Genomic DNA, 16,168 nt, shown 5'->3' on the forward strand with positions numbered 1-16,168 from the left:
TTTATGTCATTTTAGATCCGTTTATATAGAAAATCTAAGATTTAGTAAATCTCTTTTTTTGTCTCTGGAACCCTATTTTTGTCTAAATAGGGTCTGCTGAATAAATCAAAACCCTTGTCTAATAAAGGTTTTAAGCACAATAAAACTCAAAAAAAGTGCCAAAAATGATCTTTTTTCACCAAAAAATCTGTATTTTTGATCCCCTAATCAAAAATCATTGATATAACTGAGCAATTTATGAAAAATAACTATTTGGCTTAACTCTTTAATCTATAAGCATTTCACCTGAAACCTGAAACCTGAAACCCGACACCTGACACCTCCCCTCACTAAAATACTTTTTCAGCACCCCCTAAATAGTGTTGTTTTTGCCTATTTTTTCACCTTTGTCGTATGGCAAAACCCTTTGATAATTGTAAACTTTTATTCTTATACATGGACTTGTCAAGTTAAAATAAAATTTGGCAACAACTGCATTAAAAATAAACTTTAAGATAAATAATATTTAATGGACATTAATAGTTTTCTCACGAAATTTACAGGAGATTGGTTTTCCCAGCGCACGACTTACAATATCCAACAGGAAGGAGTTGATAACGGTAAAGCAAATTTAAGTATCAATATCTTATCTTCAGATAACCCAGAAATTACGGCATTGATTGCCAAGGGATTTCCGTGGCATAGCCACATCAGCGCCCTTCGCACCAGTTGGGATAACTCCCCTGATTGGGGAAAACCAAAACAGGAAGGGCAAAGTTTAATGTTAATTGATATTGATAATAATTCCCCTCGTGGCAAAATTTGGCGCTTATTACCAAGTCAAGAGTTATTAGCTGGAGAATATTTACTAGGTGATGATGAATCTCTAACTTTCACCATTGAAGAAAACTCTCAACAAGTCACCGAGAGAATTTGGTTTGGTAACGATAATTTACGTTTTCGTAGCACCGTGATTACCAGTGATAATAATATTTTACAAACTTGTTTTTATTCCGAAATCAGAAGAATCACTGGTTAATGATACTGGGAATGGGTAAAAAAGTAGAAAAGGAAGCAGAGGGAGAAGGGGAAGCAGAGGAGAAAAGGGAGGAAAATTTAGAATTTAGAATTTAGAATTTAGAAAACAATTACTTCTACATTCATCATTCTGTATTCCTTTCATTATCAATTGTCCATTACTAATTATTCATTATTAATTATCTATGCAATTTAAACAAATTACCTTGGATTTGCCTTGTTTTACAGGCGCAAATGCAGAAATTGAAGCCATTGTCAATCATCAACAACCGATTTTTTTACCCACCACCGACATTGATTTATCACGGGTGAGGGCGCTGTTTTCCAGCGCCCTCCACATGCACCAACCCACTATCCCTTATGAAGGAAGACTAATTAATAATTTACAATATATGTTTGACCATCAGGGAGAAGGTGATAACCATAACGCCGAAGTATTTGCGTGGTGTTACGCACGCATGGGTGACTTTATCCCCGAATTAGTTAATAATGGTTGTAGCCCTCGTATTATGCTTGATTACTCAGGTAACTTGCTATGGGGATTAGAACAAATGGGGCGAGAGGATATATTAGATAAATTACGCATCATTACCCAAGATAAACGTTATCAGCCCTATGTGGAATGGCTAGGCACCATGTGGAGTCATGCAGTAGCGCCCTCCACCCCCATTCCTGATTTTAAGTTGCATATTCAGGCTTGGCAACATCATTTTAAACATCTTTTCGGTGGGGATGCGTTGGCAAGGGTAAAGGGTTTTTCACCGCCAGAAATGCACTTACCCAATCATCCTGACACTTTATACGCCTACATCAAAGCCTTAAAAGAATGTGGTTATCGCTGGTTGTTGGTACAAGAACATACCATAGAAAGGCTAGATGGTCAACCTTTACACCATGAGGATAAATATATCCCTAATTGTTTAGTGGCACAAAATAGTCAGGGAGAATCTATTAGTATAACTGTATTAGTAAAAACTCAAGGCTCAGATACTAAATTGGTGGCACAAATGCAACCCTATCACGAGGCAAAAACGAAACACCATCAGTTAATTAATCATATCTCTGTGCCTCCTTGTGTAACGCAAATCGCTGACGGGGAAAATGGTGGCGTGATGATGAATGAGTTTCCCCGGGATTATTCTCCCCTTTGGTATAACCTCAAAGATAGTGATGTGGTGGGGGTTAATGGCACGGAATATCTGGAATTATTAGCTAGTGTGGGGGTGAATGAAGATGATATGCCAAGGGTGAGGGCGCTGGGGCAGTATAAGATATGGGATAGAGTTGGAGATAATATTAACCCTGACACTGTGGCGGAAGCCATTGATTTTTTACAGCAAAATGATCATAATTTCCACACGGAGGGCGCTTCATGGACTAATGATTTAAGTTGGGTAAAGGGTTATGATAATGTTTTAGCACCTATGACACGGTTGAGTGCGCTTTTTCATCAAAAATATGATGATTTAGTGGCAAAAGATGCCAATGTCACGAAACAAAGTGATTATCAAGAGGCACTTTTATATAATTTGTTGTTGCAAACCAGTTGCTTTCGTTATTGGGGGCAAGGTTTATGGACAGATTACGCCCAAGAGTTGTACCATCGAGGAGAATCTGTCATTACCAATAGTTAACTATTAGACTTCTGCAGAAATACAGCAAGATGACTATTTCATTATGCAAAATCTTCCTAAAATACGCTTAATATCAAGTTCGTTTGATTACTTAGGGGGCGCTGAAAAAGTGCAATCGTGAGGTGAAGGGCAAAGGGCAATGGGCAATGGGCAATGGTTAGAATGCTTATATATCAAAGATTTTGCCATAATAATTATTTTCTATAAATTGCTGTTGTGTATCAATTATTTTTGATTCGGATACCATAAATACAGATTTTTTAGAGAAAAAAGTCAATTTATGACACTTTTTGTTATGTAGAATAGACTTTAAACCTTTATAGGACAAGGGTTTTGATTTATTCAGCAGACCCTACTTATTAATCTTAGTTCAATTTATTGAACGGGATACTGTTAGCCGTGTAATTCATTACACGGTGGGTAAATTAAGAAGACTGATAAATCCATTAAAATAATCTTAGTTCAATTTATTGAACGGGATACTGTTAGCCGTGTAATTCATTACACGGTGGGTAAATTAAGAAGACTGATAAATCCATTAAAATAATCTTAGTTCAATTTATTGAACGGGATACTGTTAGCCGTGTAATTCATTACACGGTGGGTAAATTAAGAAGACTGATAAATCCATTAAAATAATCTTAGTTCAATTTATTGAACGGGATACTGTTAGCCGTGTAATTCATTACACGGTGGGTAAGTAACGAAGATAAAACGACTTAAATGCAAACTAGCTTATGACAAAAATAATTGCCCTTGATTTTGATGGGGTTATCTGTGACGGTTTAGCGGAATATTTCCATAGTAGTCATTTAGCCTACCAAAAAATTTGGACAGAAACCCTCAATGATGCCACCGAAACCCAAGCTAAATTTAATCAATTACGCCCTTTAGTGGAAACAGGTTGGGAAATGCCGGTGATGTTACGCGCCATCAATTTAGGCTATGGCATAGAAGAAATTAAGACGAATTGGCGGGGAATTTGTCAAGATATTCTCAAGACAGAAAATCTTGATTATATTGCCATTAGTAAAACTTTAGACCAACTTAGACAATATCAAATTGATCATAATTTAGATCAATGGCTAAGTTTACATAACTTTTTCCCTAATATTATTAACACTATCCAACAATTATTAAATCAAGAAAATATTAGATTATTTATTGTTACTACAAAAGAAGGTTTATTTGTCAAACAATTATTAATAAATAACGGGATAAATCTTGAAAAATTAGTAATTATCGGTAAAGAAGTTAAAAGACCAAAATATGAAAGTTTGCGCTTAATTATTAATGAACAAAAAGAAAAAAAAGCGCCCGTCACCTTTATCGAAGATCGACTGGAAGCCTTAGAAGCAGTAAAACAACAACCAGATTTACAGGGGGTTAAGTTATTTTTAGCAGACTGGGGTTATAATACAGAAGAAACAAGGGCAAAAGTAGCTAATTTGACAGACATTAATTTACTTTCTCTCAATGAATTTAACTCTTGTCAATGGATTTAAAGTGAAGAGAAAATGCCAAAAAAAGACAAGTACCATGATCAAGTAAAAAATGCTTTAATAAAAGATGGTTGGATTGTCATAGCTGATCCTTATCAAATTAAATATAAAGATGCTCAGTTATTTGCAGATTTAGCACTAGAAAAGCCTATTGCACTCAAAAAAGACCATAATAAAATAATAGTAGAAATTAAAAGTTTTTTGAGTCCTTCACCCATGAAAGATTTTGAAATGGCTTTAGGACAATACATTTTGTATCGCAATTTAATCAATTTAACTGAACCTGAATACAAAATCTTTTTAGCTATAAAAGATACTATTTATCAAAACTTTTTTCTGAGAGATTCTATTCAGGATGTACTGAAAATAAACCAATTATTTTTAATTGTTGTTGATGTGGAAAAAGAGGTAGTTTTACAATGGATAAATTAGCAAAATATCGAAATATAATTAAAAAAACGTTGACAGAATACCATGAATGGGTATCTGGATCAAGTAATTTGCAACAAGAAAGTTGTCTTGTTTTTGATGAGATTCATGATCAATATTTTTGGCTTTTTATGGGTTGGGAAGGCAAGAAAAAGTTTAGAAATATTCAAGTTCATATCCGCATAAAAAATCAGAAAATTTATATCGAAGAAGATTGGACAGAAGAAGGTATTGCCACAGAATTATTAAATGAAGATGTCTCTAAAAATGATATTGTCTTAGCTTTTCATGATCCAGAAACTCGTCAATATACTGACTTTGCAGTGGCTTAATTTTTCGATTAGTTTATTTTCTACCTACTTCACTATATAATTAATTATGGCTCACAATTAAACAAAAAAAATGCTATCAAAAATAATTAATTTAAGTTTAGCTTTTATACTGACATTTGTAACTATTATTAATCCTGTTTGGGCATTAGATTACACCAAAAGAGATTTATTTGAAGCCGATTTTTCAGGGCAAGATTTAAGCGGTTCAACTTTTAATAAAGCCAATTTACGCAGTAGTAATTTAAGTCATGCTAACTTACAAAGAGTTAGTTTTTTTGGTGCAAATATGGATTCTGCTAATTTGGAGGGCGCCGATTTAACCAATGCCGTTTTAGATTCGGCTCGATTGACCAGGGCAAATTTAGAAAATGCTATCTTAGAAGGAGCATTTGCCACTAACACCAAGTTTGAAAAAGCTACGGTGAAGGGCGCTGATTTCACAGATGTTATTTTGCGCCCTGATGTGGAAGAAATATTATGCGCTATGGCAGAAGGCACCAACCCTGTTACCGGCAGAAATACCCGTGATACTTTATTTTGTCCTTAATTTTTCTTGGTGGGCATTATCCACCCTACTAATACTTAACTTTTTTGCTCTATTCACCGTATATCGGGCTTCTAGCCCGATTTTGACAAAATTCCATTGCCCATACCACTGATTTAACACCCCTACTTATGTCTTACAGTCGCTTAACTCTCAAACAAGAATTACTCAGCACCATCAAAAATACTGCCGTTAATTTAGGTATTAATCCAGAATATCCCATTAACGATCAAATGATCTCTTCTGGAGTAATTAGTCAGATTAGCGATTTAACAGAAAAATTAGAAAAACTTAATCCTTTTCCGAAACCTTTACAATTTACCGCTAATTTACTCGATGGTAATTGGCAATTACATTATTCTACGGCGAGAGAAATTAGATTTTTAAATAAATTACCTTTCGGATTTAAAGTTAAACAAGTATATCAATTAATTGATGTGGTTTCTGCTTCATTTTTTAACCTTGCTTTTGTGGAGCATGAGTCAAAATTATTAGAAGGTTATGTTAAAGTAACCGCTAGTTTTACTGCCAAAATTGAAGAAGGGGAAATTTTGCCTGATAGTATAATTAACGTTAATTTTGAAAAAAGATTTATTGCTATTCAAAAAATTGCTGGTTTAGAAACACCTTTTTTTGATCCTTTGCAACAGTTTGACGCGCGCAATCCTCAAGGGAGAATACCTAGTTTAAAAATCACCTATATTGATGAAAATATGAGAATCGGTAGAGGCGGAGATGGTAGTTTATTTATTCTCTCTAAGTCCAATTAATGTTAATTTTCGTAAATACTACCACGATGACCAACTTTCACCACTAAAATAATTAGTTCATGGTCTAAAATTTGACAAATTATACGATAATCTCCCACTCGATAACGCCATAAACCCTTTTTATTACCTTGTAAGGCTTTCCCCAATAAGCGTGGATTATTTGATACTAATATTTGTTCTTTTAAGTAAAGGATAATTTTTTTTGAGCAATTTTATCAAGTTTTTTTAATTCTTTTTTTGCCCGTGAATCGATACTAATTTTCCAACCCAAGACTTTCCTCCAATTCATCAATAGTTAAATAAGATTGGGGATTACTCAAGCGATATTCAGCATCTCTAATATCTTCCAAATCTTCTAAATAGGAAATGATTGCTTCTTGCAATAAATCATCTTGTTTTTTGCCCAATTCCATAGCTAAAACTTGATAACGACTTTCGATATTCGGCGGTAAATTAACTGTTAACATAAAAATTAATTACTCTTAATCATTTATCCAAGTAACTCTACTATAGCACCTGCTGAATAACTCAGAAGTGTTGATTCATAGGAGTTAAGACATTTTACAGGCATCAAAAAATAAAATCACGTTTTCTTGAAATAGAAATGGAGTTAATATACAAAATTACATACAATACACGAGGATTGTCAATTATCCATTATCCATTGTCAATTTGCCCTTATGACTCCACTTTTCCGCAAAGCCTACTATAGCGCCCTCCACCATCACACAAAAAACCCCTACTTCAGAGAGAAATAGGGATTAACGAATAAAGTCACAATATTTTAATGTTAAGCCTGTAAAGCTAACTCTACAACTTTCTGAAAAGCATCCATATCTTGCACAGCTAAAAGCGCTAACATTTTACGGTTTAAACTGATATTAGCTTTATCTAACTTGTTAATTAATTGACTATAGCTAACACCATGAAGCCTAGCTGCCGCATTAACACGGGTAATCCAGAGACGGCGAAAATCTCTTTTTTTCTTACGACGGTCACGGTAAGCATTGCGTAAAGCCTTCATTACCTGCTGATTAGCAGTACGAAATAGCTTAGAATGAGAACCTCTGAAACCTTTAGCTAACTTGAGAATTTTATTACGTCTTTTACGGGCAACGTTACCTCTTTTTACTCTGGTCATTTTCTTTTACAATTTATTTAATAATAATAAACTTATTTGTTTTGATGATTAACTATCTACTTGTACCGTAGGGAAGCATGAGAAGCACTTCTTTAACGTCACTCTCGTCCACTACAGCTATATTACTTAAACGACGGCGTTTTTGTTCGGCGCTTTTATGTTCTAACAAGTGATTTTTATTAGCTTTACGGCGCATAATTTTTTTACCGCTTCCTGTAATCCGAAAACGTTTGGCTGCGGATTTTTTGGTTTTTAGTTTAGGCATTATTTTTTCTAATTAAATTAGCACAATTTCTTATTATAACAACTACTGTTGTATCTTGACATTAATAACTTTTTATTTTTAGTGGTTATGCTTTGCTATAATTAGTTGCAATTAAGATTATAAACTATATCGAGGTTTAAAAATATGCCATATACCACAGAAGAAGGCGGAAGATTAAATAATTTTGCCAATGAGCCTAAAGTTTATGAAGCCGAACCCCCCACTAAAAATCAAAAACGTAATTATGTAATTTTAGGCATTTTAGGCGCATTATTAGTTGGTGGAGTAATTACCATCACTGTCTATGTTTCTAGTATGTAATCCAGATGAGACTTTGTGAGTAAGTCAGGGAAAAGGGAATCAAAATAACCCTAATTTAAGTGTATTCACGAAAAAATGGTGTCATGAGATAAAGTGTTAGGTTTTACATCAGTGGGGTATCAGATTGTTAGCAAAGGTAGAATAATTTTGAATCTCTAGGGAAAAGAGTTTAAAATGTAGTTGACGAATCAAGAACAAAAAATTGTGCAATTACAACAAGTAATTATTGCCTACAAAGCTGGGGATCGACAGAGCAAAAAATGGGCGCTGAGGTGCGCTAAAGAATTAGAAGAAATTAACTGTAAAGTTTTGCTCGGACCTAGTGGCGTTAAAGATAATCCTTATCCTGTGTTTTTGGCTTCAGCAACAGGAAAAATAGACTTGGGCATTATTTTGGGTGGTGATGGGACAATTTTAGCCGCCGCGCGCCATCTTTCTCCCGAAGGAATACCGATTTTAGCGGTTAATGTGGGAGGGCATTTGGGCTTCTTGACTGAACCTTTTGCTCTTTTTCAGGATACTCAAACATTATGGGCAAGATTGCGAGATGATTTATATGCGGTGGAGCGTCGCATGATGTTACAAGCTCAGGTTTTTGAGTTAGATCAGCATGGTGAAGGGGAGGAAGTCAGTGAGGTTTTTTACTGCCTTAATGAGATGTGTATTAAACCGGCTTGTTTGGATCGAATGCCTACTTCTCTGCTAGAAATGGAAATAGATGGAGAAGTAGTAGATCAGTATCATGGGGATGGTTTGATTGTGGCAACTCCTACAGGTTCTACTTGTTATACGGCTTCTGCTATGGGACCTATTATTCATCCGGGCATGAATGCTATTGCGGTTACGCCTATTTGTCCTCTGAGTTTATCTAGTCGCCCTTTGGTGTTGCCGGCTGGTTCGGTGGTAAATATTTGGACGTTGGGGGATTATGAGCTTAATAATAAGTTATGGATGGATGGTGCTTTAAGTACATCAATTTGGCCGGGGCAATGGGTATCCATTAAAATGGCGGATTGTTTCGCTAATTTTATTATTTTACGGGAAGCTCATTCTTTTTATAAAACTTTACGAGAGAAGCTAAATTGGACGGGCGCTAGAATTTCCCCTCATCAAAATAGTCATAATTAGAAGGTTCTATCTTCATAATTTACCCACTAAAACTACAGCGAAACAAATAGAGGTCATTGAACATAACGGTACTTAAACAAAAAAAGAACTCTTCATTACTTGGTTTGCAAATTGCATTTTGAGAACGAGAGAGTCAGGCTTACAGTCTCGTCTCGGTAGCATACTATCTAATGAAGACCAAAAATAAAAGGAAAGGGTCAGGAAAGGTGAGATTCAAGGCGTAGGATATATATACTTTTTAAATTTTTCAAGAGAAATAATCTCAGATACATCTCTTAAATGAAAATAAGGATTTTCCCCATAAAAAGATGCCCAAATAGAGTAACTACTGGGAGGCCCTAAAATGTAATCACATTTAGCCAAACTATATAAATCTTCAATAAAATTTCCAGTTCCAAGAGCTACATTATAATCTTTAAAATTATTAATGTTAATTTCTTCATTCGACACTAGCAAAAAACCAACTTTTTTAGTTGTGTTCAAAAGTGAATTAGAAATTTCTGACATTTTTTTTAAGTAAATATCGTCACTGTAATAGTACTGACCATTAGCCCATTTTCGATAATCTCCTCTTCTCAAATGAATACCGACAATAATATCTACCTCACATCGCATCCGCTCGATAAGATTTTTAACATTTTCCCGGTATGATTGAGTTGGAGTAAAAATCTGCCTTATTAATGGAGCATATGTGGAAAAATTTATAGCATCTCGAAATAACCAACCATGAACAATCACAAACTGTTTACTTTTAATGAGATTCTGAAAATCACATCCATTCATATCAAAAGGGTTCTGGGATTTTCCCAAATCAACAGTGTGATGAAATGGAGAAGATTTAACATATTTACTAGCTAAATAAAATAGAGATGTCAAACTATATTTTTGGGTCTTTCCAAAGCTAATATTGTCATTGTTCACCACTGTATTGAGATTTTTTGTTCCTTCAAAATATTCTGCATAGTCAAATACAGGATTGTAGAGGGTAGTATTCGTGTTCTAACGCATTGGATATAAAATGACTAAATAGAATAAGTTGATTACAGAGTTGTCCGGGTTTTGTTCCAATTACAAGCATAAGCAGAAAAGGGTACATTTGTTAAATATATTTAGACCATAATAGCACTTACTAGCTAATAACAATATTGTGTCATTCTGCTCTTGTCGAAAAATCTAAAAATTTTTAATGTTTGGCTAAAATGTGTAAGTCCTGATTATCTAAAATTTAAAAATGTACCAAATCTTTCTCGCAGGGGACAAAATGCACTTCAAGTCTTTTCATACGCAGAATAAGCAACGTCATAATGATAATTATATAAATCTAAAATATAGCAATTTATACCCTTATGAGGTACGCTTAAATCTTTATAATCGAGCAGACTTTGATTTTATTTTGTACCTCGTAACCATGAAAAACGCTATAGATGGCTTTTTAAATTTGAGTATGTAAATTTTTAGTTAAGGTCAGCAAAAGGCAATAGAGAATTATTAAATAATAATTCATGAACTTTTAAATATATTGTCAATTTTACAGAGTTACTAAATAGTAGTACGATTAACAAATATGGCTCTTCTACTTTGATTATGATAAATTATGTCTAAAGAAAGGTGTCAGGTATTAGGTGAAATGCAAACCATAAATTTATAACAATTGCATTTTAAAATACCGAAACTATTATATATCAAAGGTTTTATCCATCATTTATTATTAATTTGTCATAACTACGGTAGAAGAGCCATAAATATCTGAATTACTTATAATAAAAAACTGTCAATGATTGATCAATTAAATGATATTTTTGCCACTGCTATAGAAGAAGCCTTTGGAGATGAAATTAATGTTATCCAACCTTTAATAGTACCAGCCAGTAACCCCAAATTTGGTGATTACCAATGTAACAGCGCCCTCCCCCTCGCCAAACAACTACAAGAAAAGCCACGGGCGCTGGCGGAAAAAATTGTTAATAATATTGCTGATAACAATATTTTTCAACCTCTGGAAATTGCTGGACCGGGTTTTATTAACATTACCATTAAACCTGATTATATTGCTCAAAAAATCCTCTCAGTGAGCGTTGACGGGCGCTTGGGAGTGTCAAAAACACCTGAACCTCGAAAAACCATTGTGGATTTTTCTAGCCCTAATATCGCTAAAGAAATGCACGTTGGGCATCTTCGTTCTACTATTATCGGTGATACCATCGCCCGAATTTTGGAATTTCGAGGACATGATGTATTGAGGCTTAATCATGTGGGTGATTGGGGTACACAATTTGGGATGTTAATTGCCTTTTTACGATTAGAAAAACCAGAAGTTCTCACTACAGCAAATGCCGTAGAAATTGGCGATTTAGTTACTCTTTATAAACAGGCAAAAGCAAAATTTGACCAAGATAATGAGTTTAAAGAAGAAGCGCGCCGAGAAGTCGTAAAATTGCAAAGTAAAGACGCAGAAAGTATCAAAGCATGGCAATTATTATGTGAGCAATCTCGTAGAGAATTTGAAATAATTTATCAACTTTTAGACATTAAATTAACTGAAAGAGGGGAGTCTTTTTATAATCCTTTTTTACCGCAGGTTATTGACGACTTAGAAAAAGCTAATATTTTAGTGGAAGATCAAGGGGCAAAATGCGTTTTTCTTGATAATTTTGTCAATAAAAATGGCGATCCTTTACCGCTAATTGTGCAAAAATCAGACGGCGGTTATAACTATGCTACCACTGACTTAGCTTGTCTTAAATATCGTATTGAACAAGATAAAGCTACTCGCATTATTTATGTGACGGATGCAGGACAGGCTAACCATTTTACCCAAGTTTTTCAAGTAGCAAAAAAAGCTAATTTTATTCCTGATAATGTAGAATTAACTCATGTTCCTTTTGGTTTAGTTTTAGCAGAAGATGGTAAAAAAATCAAGACAAGATCAGGGGAAACTATTAGACTAAAAGACTTGTTAGATGAAGCGGTGGAGGGCGCTAGAAAAAATTTACAAAATAGATTGGCTACAGAGTCAAGAAATGAGGATGAAGATTTTATTAATCATGTTAGTAAAATAGTGGGTTTAAGCGCAGTAAAGTATGCTGATTTGAGTCAAAATCGAACAACAGACTATAAATTTAGTTATGATAAAATGTTAGCTTTACAAGGTAATACAGCCCCCTATTTATTGTATGCTTATGTAAGGGTTCAAGGTATCAGTCGTAAAGGTGATATTAATTTAGATAATGTTACCGTTGATAAAATGATTCTACAGGAAGAAGCTGAGTTAATTTTAGCCAAACACATTTTACAGTTAGATTACATTATTGGAGAAGTTGAGCAAGATTTATTACCTAATCGCTTGTGTTTATATTTATTTGAGTTAAGTCAAAAATTTAATCAATTTTATGATCAATGCCCAATTTTACAAGCAGAAGAAAAAGTTAAATTATCTCGTTTAATCTTGGCTGATTTAACAGCGAAAGTGATCAAATTGGGCTTATCTTTGCTGGGAATTTCTGTACTAGAAAGAATGTAACGGTTAATTGATTAATTTGTTGTCGCTTTTAGTCAATTTAGAAATTATGGCGTTACTGAATTGTGGGATGAAACATTAATGAATTACAGCAAATATATAATAATCAAAATATTATTACTACTCCCTATTCCAGGGCAAACGCATACTAAAAATTTGTGAGATACTAACAAAGTTAGTTTTTGTCCTGAAATAATACATTGATGAGTTGTATGATAAATCCTTGATCAGATTTGTGGAAGCATTTTGAACTAATTGATGATCCTCGTCTACACTATTTAATTGAACATCAACTTCAAGATATTCTCATTATCACAATCCTTGCCGTTATTTGTGTTCCAGACACTTGGGTAGAAATTGAAGAATATGGACGTTCTAAACAATCATGGTTAGAGACTTTTTTATCATTGCCCCATGGCATTCCCTCTCATGATAGTATTGCCCGTGTTTTTGCTCGTTTACGTCCTCTGAAAAAGGACATGGCAGAATTGAAATTCGTCGTTATTGACTAATGAATGAGGTGGAATATCTGATGGATAGTGAAAAATGGCGAGGACTAAAAAGCATCGGTGTAGTGGAGTCAGAAAGAAGAATCAAGGGAAAAGAAACAACCATTGAAAGAAGATATTATTTAACCAGCCTTAAGGAAGGAGTAAAACAATTTGCTCAAGGAGTAAGGAGTCATTGGGGCGGAGAGAATCAATTACATTGGTGTTTAGATGTGGCATTGAGAGAAGACCATAGTAGAATTAGACAGGGCAATAGTGCAGAAAATATGGCTTTAATTCGTCATCTAGCTCTGAATTTGCTGAATAAAGAAAAAGAGTATGGAAGAGGAAAAAAAGCACAACGACTAAAAGCAGGGTGGGATGAAAAGTATCTGCTCAAAATTTTATCTTCCTGAGTATGCGTTTGCCCTACCTTTAATAAGCAAAATATTGACAATAAATAGTTTGGGTTTTTAAGCAACTTATCTGATCAGAAATAGATTGATTTTGAGAAATATTTTCTCTTTCCAACTGCACCTTCAAACTTAACATCGGATCATCCCCTTGCGCCATTAAAAATTGTAAGCTGGTTAAATCACCCCACTGTGCAATCTGCTCTAAAATACCCACAACTCCTTGTAAATAAATATTATTAGAATCCTTAAACCAATGGGATGTAACTAAATTTGGTTTATCAAAACCAAGATGAAAAATCATCATAGGTTGACTAAAAAGGGCAATAGCCACAGGTCTGGTTTCTTCTTGTAAAATGAAATTATGTTGACGGGCGAAAGAGCGCAATTTTTGTAACTTATCATATCTTTTGGTAGGGGATTGAGGTTTATTCCAAGTAATGGCTATACTACAAAGAAAAGTTCGTAAAAGTAAATGTCCTAACTTTTCTGCTTTAGTAGCTAAATAATTAGAATTGTAATCGTTAGCCTCAATGAATAGGGGTAAACGCTCCACAATTTCGATGCCATAACCCTTCAAACCAGCAATTTTGCGAGGATTATTCGTAATGAGACGAATGTTTTTAATACCTAAATCATTGAGAATTTGAGCGCCCATGCCGTAGTCACGCAAATCGGCAGGAAACCCTAATTTCTCGTTTGCTTCCACTGTATCAAAACCCATATCTTGGAGAGTATAGGCTTTTAATTTGTTCACTAAACCAATTCCTCTACCTTCTTGACGAAGATAAACCACCACCCCCAACCCGGCACTATCAATCATTTTCAGGGCTGCCTGTAACTGCATCCGACAATCACAACGTAATGAGCCCAGCGCGTCTCCCGTCAAACATTCCGAGTGCATTCTTACCATGACGGGATGATCCTTAAAACCACTAATATCACCGCGCACAATCGCTAAATGTTCGCCATTATCTAAGGTATTGCGATAGCCGTAAATTTGAAAATCTCCAAACTGGCTAGGAAAATTACATACTGTCTCCCTATGGACAAAGCCATCATGTTTGAGACGATAACTAATTAGATCAGCAATACTAATTAATTTTAAATTGTGTTTTTGGGCATATTCCCACAACTGCGGTAAACGAGACATACTACCATCAGGATTTTGAATTTCGCAGATTACTCCGGCTGGATATAAACCTGCTAAACGAGATAAATCTACAGAGGCTTCCGTATGCCCAGCGCGCTTCAAAACTCCGCCAATTCTTGATCGCAGAGGAAAAATATGGCCGGGGCGCGCTAAATCATCGGGGTGAGTGGCTGGGTTAATGGCGATTTGAATAGTTTTGGCTCGATCTTCGGCACTGATACCAGTAGTTACGCCTAAATGTTTAGCCCCATCAATACTCACGGTGAAAGCAGTTTGATTGCTGTCAGTATTTTTAGTTACCATGAGGGGTAAATCTAGCTCATCTAAACGCTCTCCTGTCATTGCCAGACAAATTAAGCCCCTAGCTTCCACCGCCATAAAATTAATCATGTCAGGGGTAGCAAATTGAGCGGCACAGATTAAGTCCCCCTCATTTTCCCGATTTTCGTCATCTACCACCACAATGACTCGACCTGCTTTAATATCGGCGAGGGCTTCTTCTATGGTATTGAATTTAATATTTTCTGACACAACGAATATTATGAATTATGAATTATGAATTATGAGTTATGAGTTATGAATTGTTAATTATAATCCTCCGCTTCTCCCTTTTTCCCTTGTTCCGTTTATTCTTCGATAATTGATAATGGGTTGAATATTGTTCAACTCCTACGCCCTTTTTAAATAGACTAGGTTTTATGTTGTCCTTCGGCAATGGCGCGACTGCAACACCATTCCGTGGGTAAGGTGGAAGGCCAACCCATTTCGATGGCTTCTTGGCAAATCGTCATCACCGTTAACTGACAATCAATTAGTTGAAAATCTTCTTTCTGACACTGTTTAAGGCTATGTTTTAAAATGGAATCGTCTTGAAACTCGATGGTTTTATTACACTGAATGCAAACAATATGATGATGATGGTGCGGATAGGGATGATTTAACTCATAGTGTTTGTGTCCTTCTGCTAATTCTAACTCGCGCAAGACGCGCATTTTGGTCATTAGTTTGACACTACGATAAATGGTAGAAAGACTGATATTTTCCCCTTGTTCTTCTAATGAGTTATATAATTCTTCTGCACTAAGATGATTGCCTTGGGGTAAATTGTAGAATACATCTAAAATTTTCTCCCTTTGAGGTGTCATGCGCCATCCTCTGGAGTTGAGCTTCTTCTTAATCGATGCGGTTGTGTCTAAAGCCATAAAACATCCCTAACAATTCTTTGCTACCCTTTATCTTACTGTTTGAAGGGCGCTATTTGCAACTAATTGGGTTTAATTGAGAATAATATCTGAATAGTTCCACAGGAGTTATTACAAAATATCTACAATTAGAAAAGGGCAAAGGGAAGCAGAGGAGGAAGGGGAAGCAGAAGAGAAAGGGGAGAAAGGGAGGACTATAATTAATTATTCATTTATCTTGAAATGTGAGTAAAAGACCCCCGTTGAATTTCTCAACAAAAAAAATACCCACTGAAATCAACGGGGGATGTAAACGAACCAACAAAAAAATCG

16 protein-coding genes and 2 pseudogenes are annotated in these 16,168 nt (G+C 35.0%); 11 read left to right on the plus strand and 7 right to left on the minus strand.

Annotated features, from left to right (window positions below):
• Nucleotides 1-508 precede the first annotated feature (508 nt).
• The 7 genes from IGQ45_11350 (at nt 509) to IGQ45_11380 (ending at nt 6,228) form a co-directional block, all read left to right on the plus strand.
• On the plus strand, nt 509-1,018 hold the full coding sequence (locus IGQ45_11350; GenBank protein MBF2057784.1) for a phycobiliprotein lyase: 510 nt from the start codon (nt 509-511) through the stop codon (nt 1,016-1,018).
• A 184-nt stretch (nt 1,019-1,202) separates the two neighbouring features.
• The gene (locus IGQ45_11355) at nt 1,203-2,651 is read left to right on the plus strand and encodes a glycosyl hydrolase family 57 (protein MBF2057785.1); all 1,449 of its coding nucleotides are present in this window, start codon (nt 1,203-1,205) and stop codon (nt 2,649-2,651) included.
• Between the two features lie 737 nt (nt 2,652-3,388).
• The gene (locus IGQ45_11360) at nt 3,389-4,156 is read left to right on the plus strand and encodes an HAD family hydrolase (protein ID MBF2057786.1); all 768 of its coding nucleotides are present in this window, start codon (nt 3,389-3,391) and stop codon (nt 4,154-4,156) included.
• 12 nt (nt 4,157-4,168) lie between these two features.
• The gene (locus IGQ45_11365; GenBank protein MBF2057787.1) at nt 4,169-4,585 is read left to right on the plus strand and encodes a XisH family protein; all 417 of its coding nucleotides are present in this window, start codon (nt 4,169-4,171) and stop codon (nt 4,583-4,585) included.
• Nucleotides 4,573-4,914, plus strand: a complete 342-nt coding sequence (locus IGQ45_11370; protein ID MBF2057788.1) for a XisI protein — start codon at nt 4,573-4,575, stop codon at nt 4,912-4,914. Before IGQ45_11365 ends, IGQ45_11370 begins: the two co-directional genes overlap by 13 nt.
• Before the next feature lie 70 nt (nt 4,915-4,984).
• Complete coding sequence (locus tag IGQ45_11375; GenBank protein ID MBF2057789.1) at nt 4,985-5,461, plus strand: pentapeptide repeat-containing protein; 477 nt, start codon at nt 4,985-4,987, stop codon at nt 5,459-5,461.
• A gap of 128 nt (nt 5,462-5,589) precedes the next feature.
• Nucleotides 5,590-6,228 (plus strand): fimbrial protein, encoded by a 639-nt coding sequence (locus IGQ45_11380; protein MBF2057790.1) that lies wholly within the window; start codon nt 5,590-5,592, stop codon nt 6,226-6,228.
• A gap of 2 nt (nt 6,229-6,230) precedes the next feature.
• Here IGQ45_11380 and IGQ45_11385 read toward each other — a convergent pair.
• The 4 genes and pseudogenes from IGQ45_11385 to rpmI form a co-directional block, all read right to left on the minus strand.
• A pseudogene (locus IGQ45_11385) lies at nt 6,231-6,499 on the minus strand (type II toxin-antitoxin system RelE/ParE family toxin).
• Nucleotides 6,483-6,695, minus strand: coding sequence for a CopG family transcriptional regulator (locus IGQ45_11390; protein MBF2057791.1), 213 nt, complete (start codon nt 6,693-6,695; stop codon nt 6,483-6,485). Before IGQ45_11390 ends, IGQ45_11385 begins: the two are co-directional and overlap by 17 nt.
• 323 nt (nt 6,696-7,018) lie before the next feature.
• Nucleotides 7,019-7,369, minus strand: a complete 351-nt coding sequence (rplT, locus tag IGQ45_11395) for a 50S ribosomal protein L20 (GenBank protein MBF2057792.1) — start codon at nt 7,367-7,369, stop codon at nt 7,019-7,021.
• Nucleotides 7,370-7,421: 52 nt separating this feature from the next.
• On the minus strand, nt 7,422-7,634 hold the full coding sequence (gene rpmI / locus IGQ45_11400) for a 50S ribosomal protein L35 (GenBank protein MBF2057793.1): 213 nt from the start codon (nt 7,632-7,634) through the stop codon (nt 7,422-7,424).
• Between the two features lie 144 nt (nt 7,635-7,778).
• Between rpmI and IGQ45_11405 the strand changes: the two genes are divergently transcribed.
• Together IGQ45_11405 and IGQ45_11410 are read left to right on the plus strand one after the other, a co-directional pair.
• A complete protein-coding gene (locus IGQ45_11405; GenBank protein ID MBF2057794.1) occupies nt 7,779-7,955 on the plus strand; it encodes a ssl1498 family light-harvesting-like protein in 177 nt (58 codons plus the stop codon).
• A gap of 204 nt (nt 7,956-8,159) precedes the next feature.
• Entirely contained in the window at nt 8,160-9,083 is a 924-nt protein-coding gene (locus tag IGQ45_11410) for an NAD(+) kinase (GenBank protein ID MBF2057795.1), read from the plus strand.
• A 213-nt stretch (nt 9,084-9,296) separates the two neighbouring features.
• On the opposite strand, the gene IGQ45_11415 is transcribed toward IGQ45_11410, so the two are convergent.
• A complete protein-coding gene (locus IGQ45_11415; GenBank protein ID MBF2057796.1) occupies nt 9,297-10,007 on the minus strand; it encodes an alpha-1,2-fucosyltransferase in 711 nt (236 codons plus the stop codon).
• Between the two features lie 850 nt (nt 10,008-10,857).
• Between IGQ45_11415 and argS the strand changes: the two genes are divergently transcribed.
• Complete coding sequence (gene argS, locus IGQ45_11420; protein ID MBF2057797.1) at nt 10,858-12,603, plus strand: arginine--tRNA ligase; 1,746 nt, start codon at nt 10,858-10,860, stop codon at nt 12,601-12,603.
• Between the two features lie 230 nt (nt 12,604-12,833).
• A pseudogene (locus tag IGQ45_11425) lies at nt 12,834-13,504 on the plus strand (ISAs1 family transposase).
• Between the two features lie 19 nt (nt 13,505-13,523).
• Here IGQ45_11425 and ribA read toward each other — a convergent pair.
• Entirely contained in the window at nt 13,524-15,197 is a 1,674-nt protein-coding gene (gene ribA, locus IGQ45_11430) for a bifunctional 3,4-dihydroxy-2-butanone-4-phosphate synthase RibB/GTP cyclohydrolase II RibA (protein MBF2057798.1), read from the minus strand.
• A 146-nt stretch (nt 15,198-15,343) separates the two neighbouring features.
• Nucleotides 15,344-15,856, minus strand: a complete 513-nt coding sequence (locus tag IGQ45_11435) for a transcriptional repressor (GenBank protein MBF2057799.1) — start codon at nt 15,854-15,856, stop codon at nt 15,344-15,346.
• Nucleotides 15,857-16,168: the final 312 nt, after the last annotated feature.

This window comes from Cyanobacterium sp. T60_A2020_053 (genome assembly GCA_015272165.1).
Classification (GTDB): domain Bacteria; phylum Cyanobacteriota; class Cyanobacteriia; order Cyanobacteriales; family Cyanobacteriaceae; genus Cyanobacterium.

Coding starts and splice junctions, on each gene's coding strand:
- IGQ45_11350 (MBF2057784.1), top strand. CDS start 509: ATGGACATTAATAGTTTTCTCACGAAATTTACAGGAGATTGGTTTTCC.
- IGQ45_11355 (MBF2057785.1), top strand. CDS start 1,203: ATGCAATTTAAACAAATTACCTTGGATTTGCCTTGTTTTACAGGCGCA.
- IGQ45_11360 (MBF2057786.1), top strand. CDS start 3,389: ATGACAAAAATAATTGCCCTTGATTTTGATGGGGTTATCTGTGACGGT.
- IGQ45_11365 (MBF2057787.1), top strand. CDS start 4,169: ATGCCAAAAAAAGACAAGTACCATGATCAAGTAAAAAATGCTTTAATA.
- IGQ45_11370 (MBF2057788.1), top strand. CDS start 4,573: ATGGATAAATTAGCAAAATATCGAAATATAATTAAAAAAACGTTGACA.
- IGQ45_11375 (MBF2057789.1), top strand. CDS start 4,985: ATGCTATCAAAAATAATTAATTTAAGTTTAGCTTTTATACTGACATTT.
- IGQ45_11380 (MBF2057790.1), top strand. CDS start 5,590: ATGTCTTACAGTCGCTTAACTCTCAAACAAGAATTACTCAGCACCATC.
- IGQ45_11390 (MBF2057791.1), bottom strand. CDS start 6,695: ATGTTAACAGTTAATTTACCGCCGAATATCGAAAGTCGTTATCAAGTT.
- rplT (MBF2057792.1), bottom strand. CDS start 7,369: ATGACCAGAGTAAAAAGAGGTAACGTTGCCCGTAAAAGACGTAATAAA.
- rpmI (MBF2057793.1), bottom strand. CDS start 7,634: ATGCCTAAACTAAAAACCAAAAAATCCGCAGCCAAACGTTTTCGGATT.
- IGQ45_11405 (MBF2057794.1), top strand. CDS start 7,779: ATGCCATATACCACAGAAGAAGGCGGAAGATTAAATAATTTTGCCAAT.
- argS (MBF2057797.1), top strand. CDS start 10,858: ATGATTGATCAATTAAATGATATTTTTGCCACTGCTATAGAAGAAGCC.
- IGQ45_11435 (MBF2057799.1), bottom strand. CDS start 15,856: ATGGCTTTAGACACAACCGCATCGATTAAGAAGAAGCTCAACTCCAGA.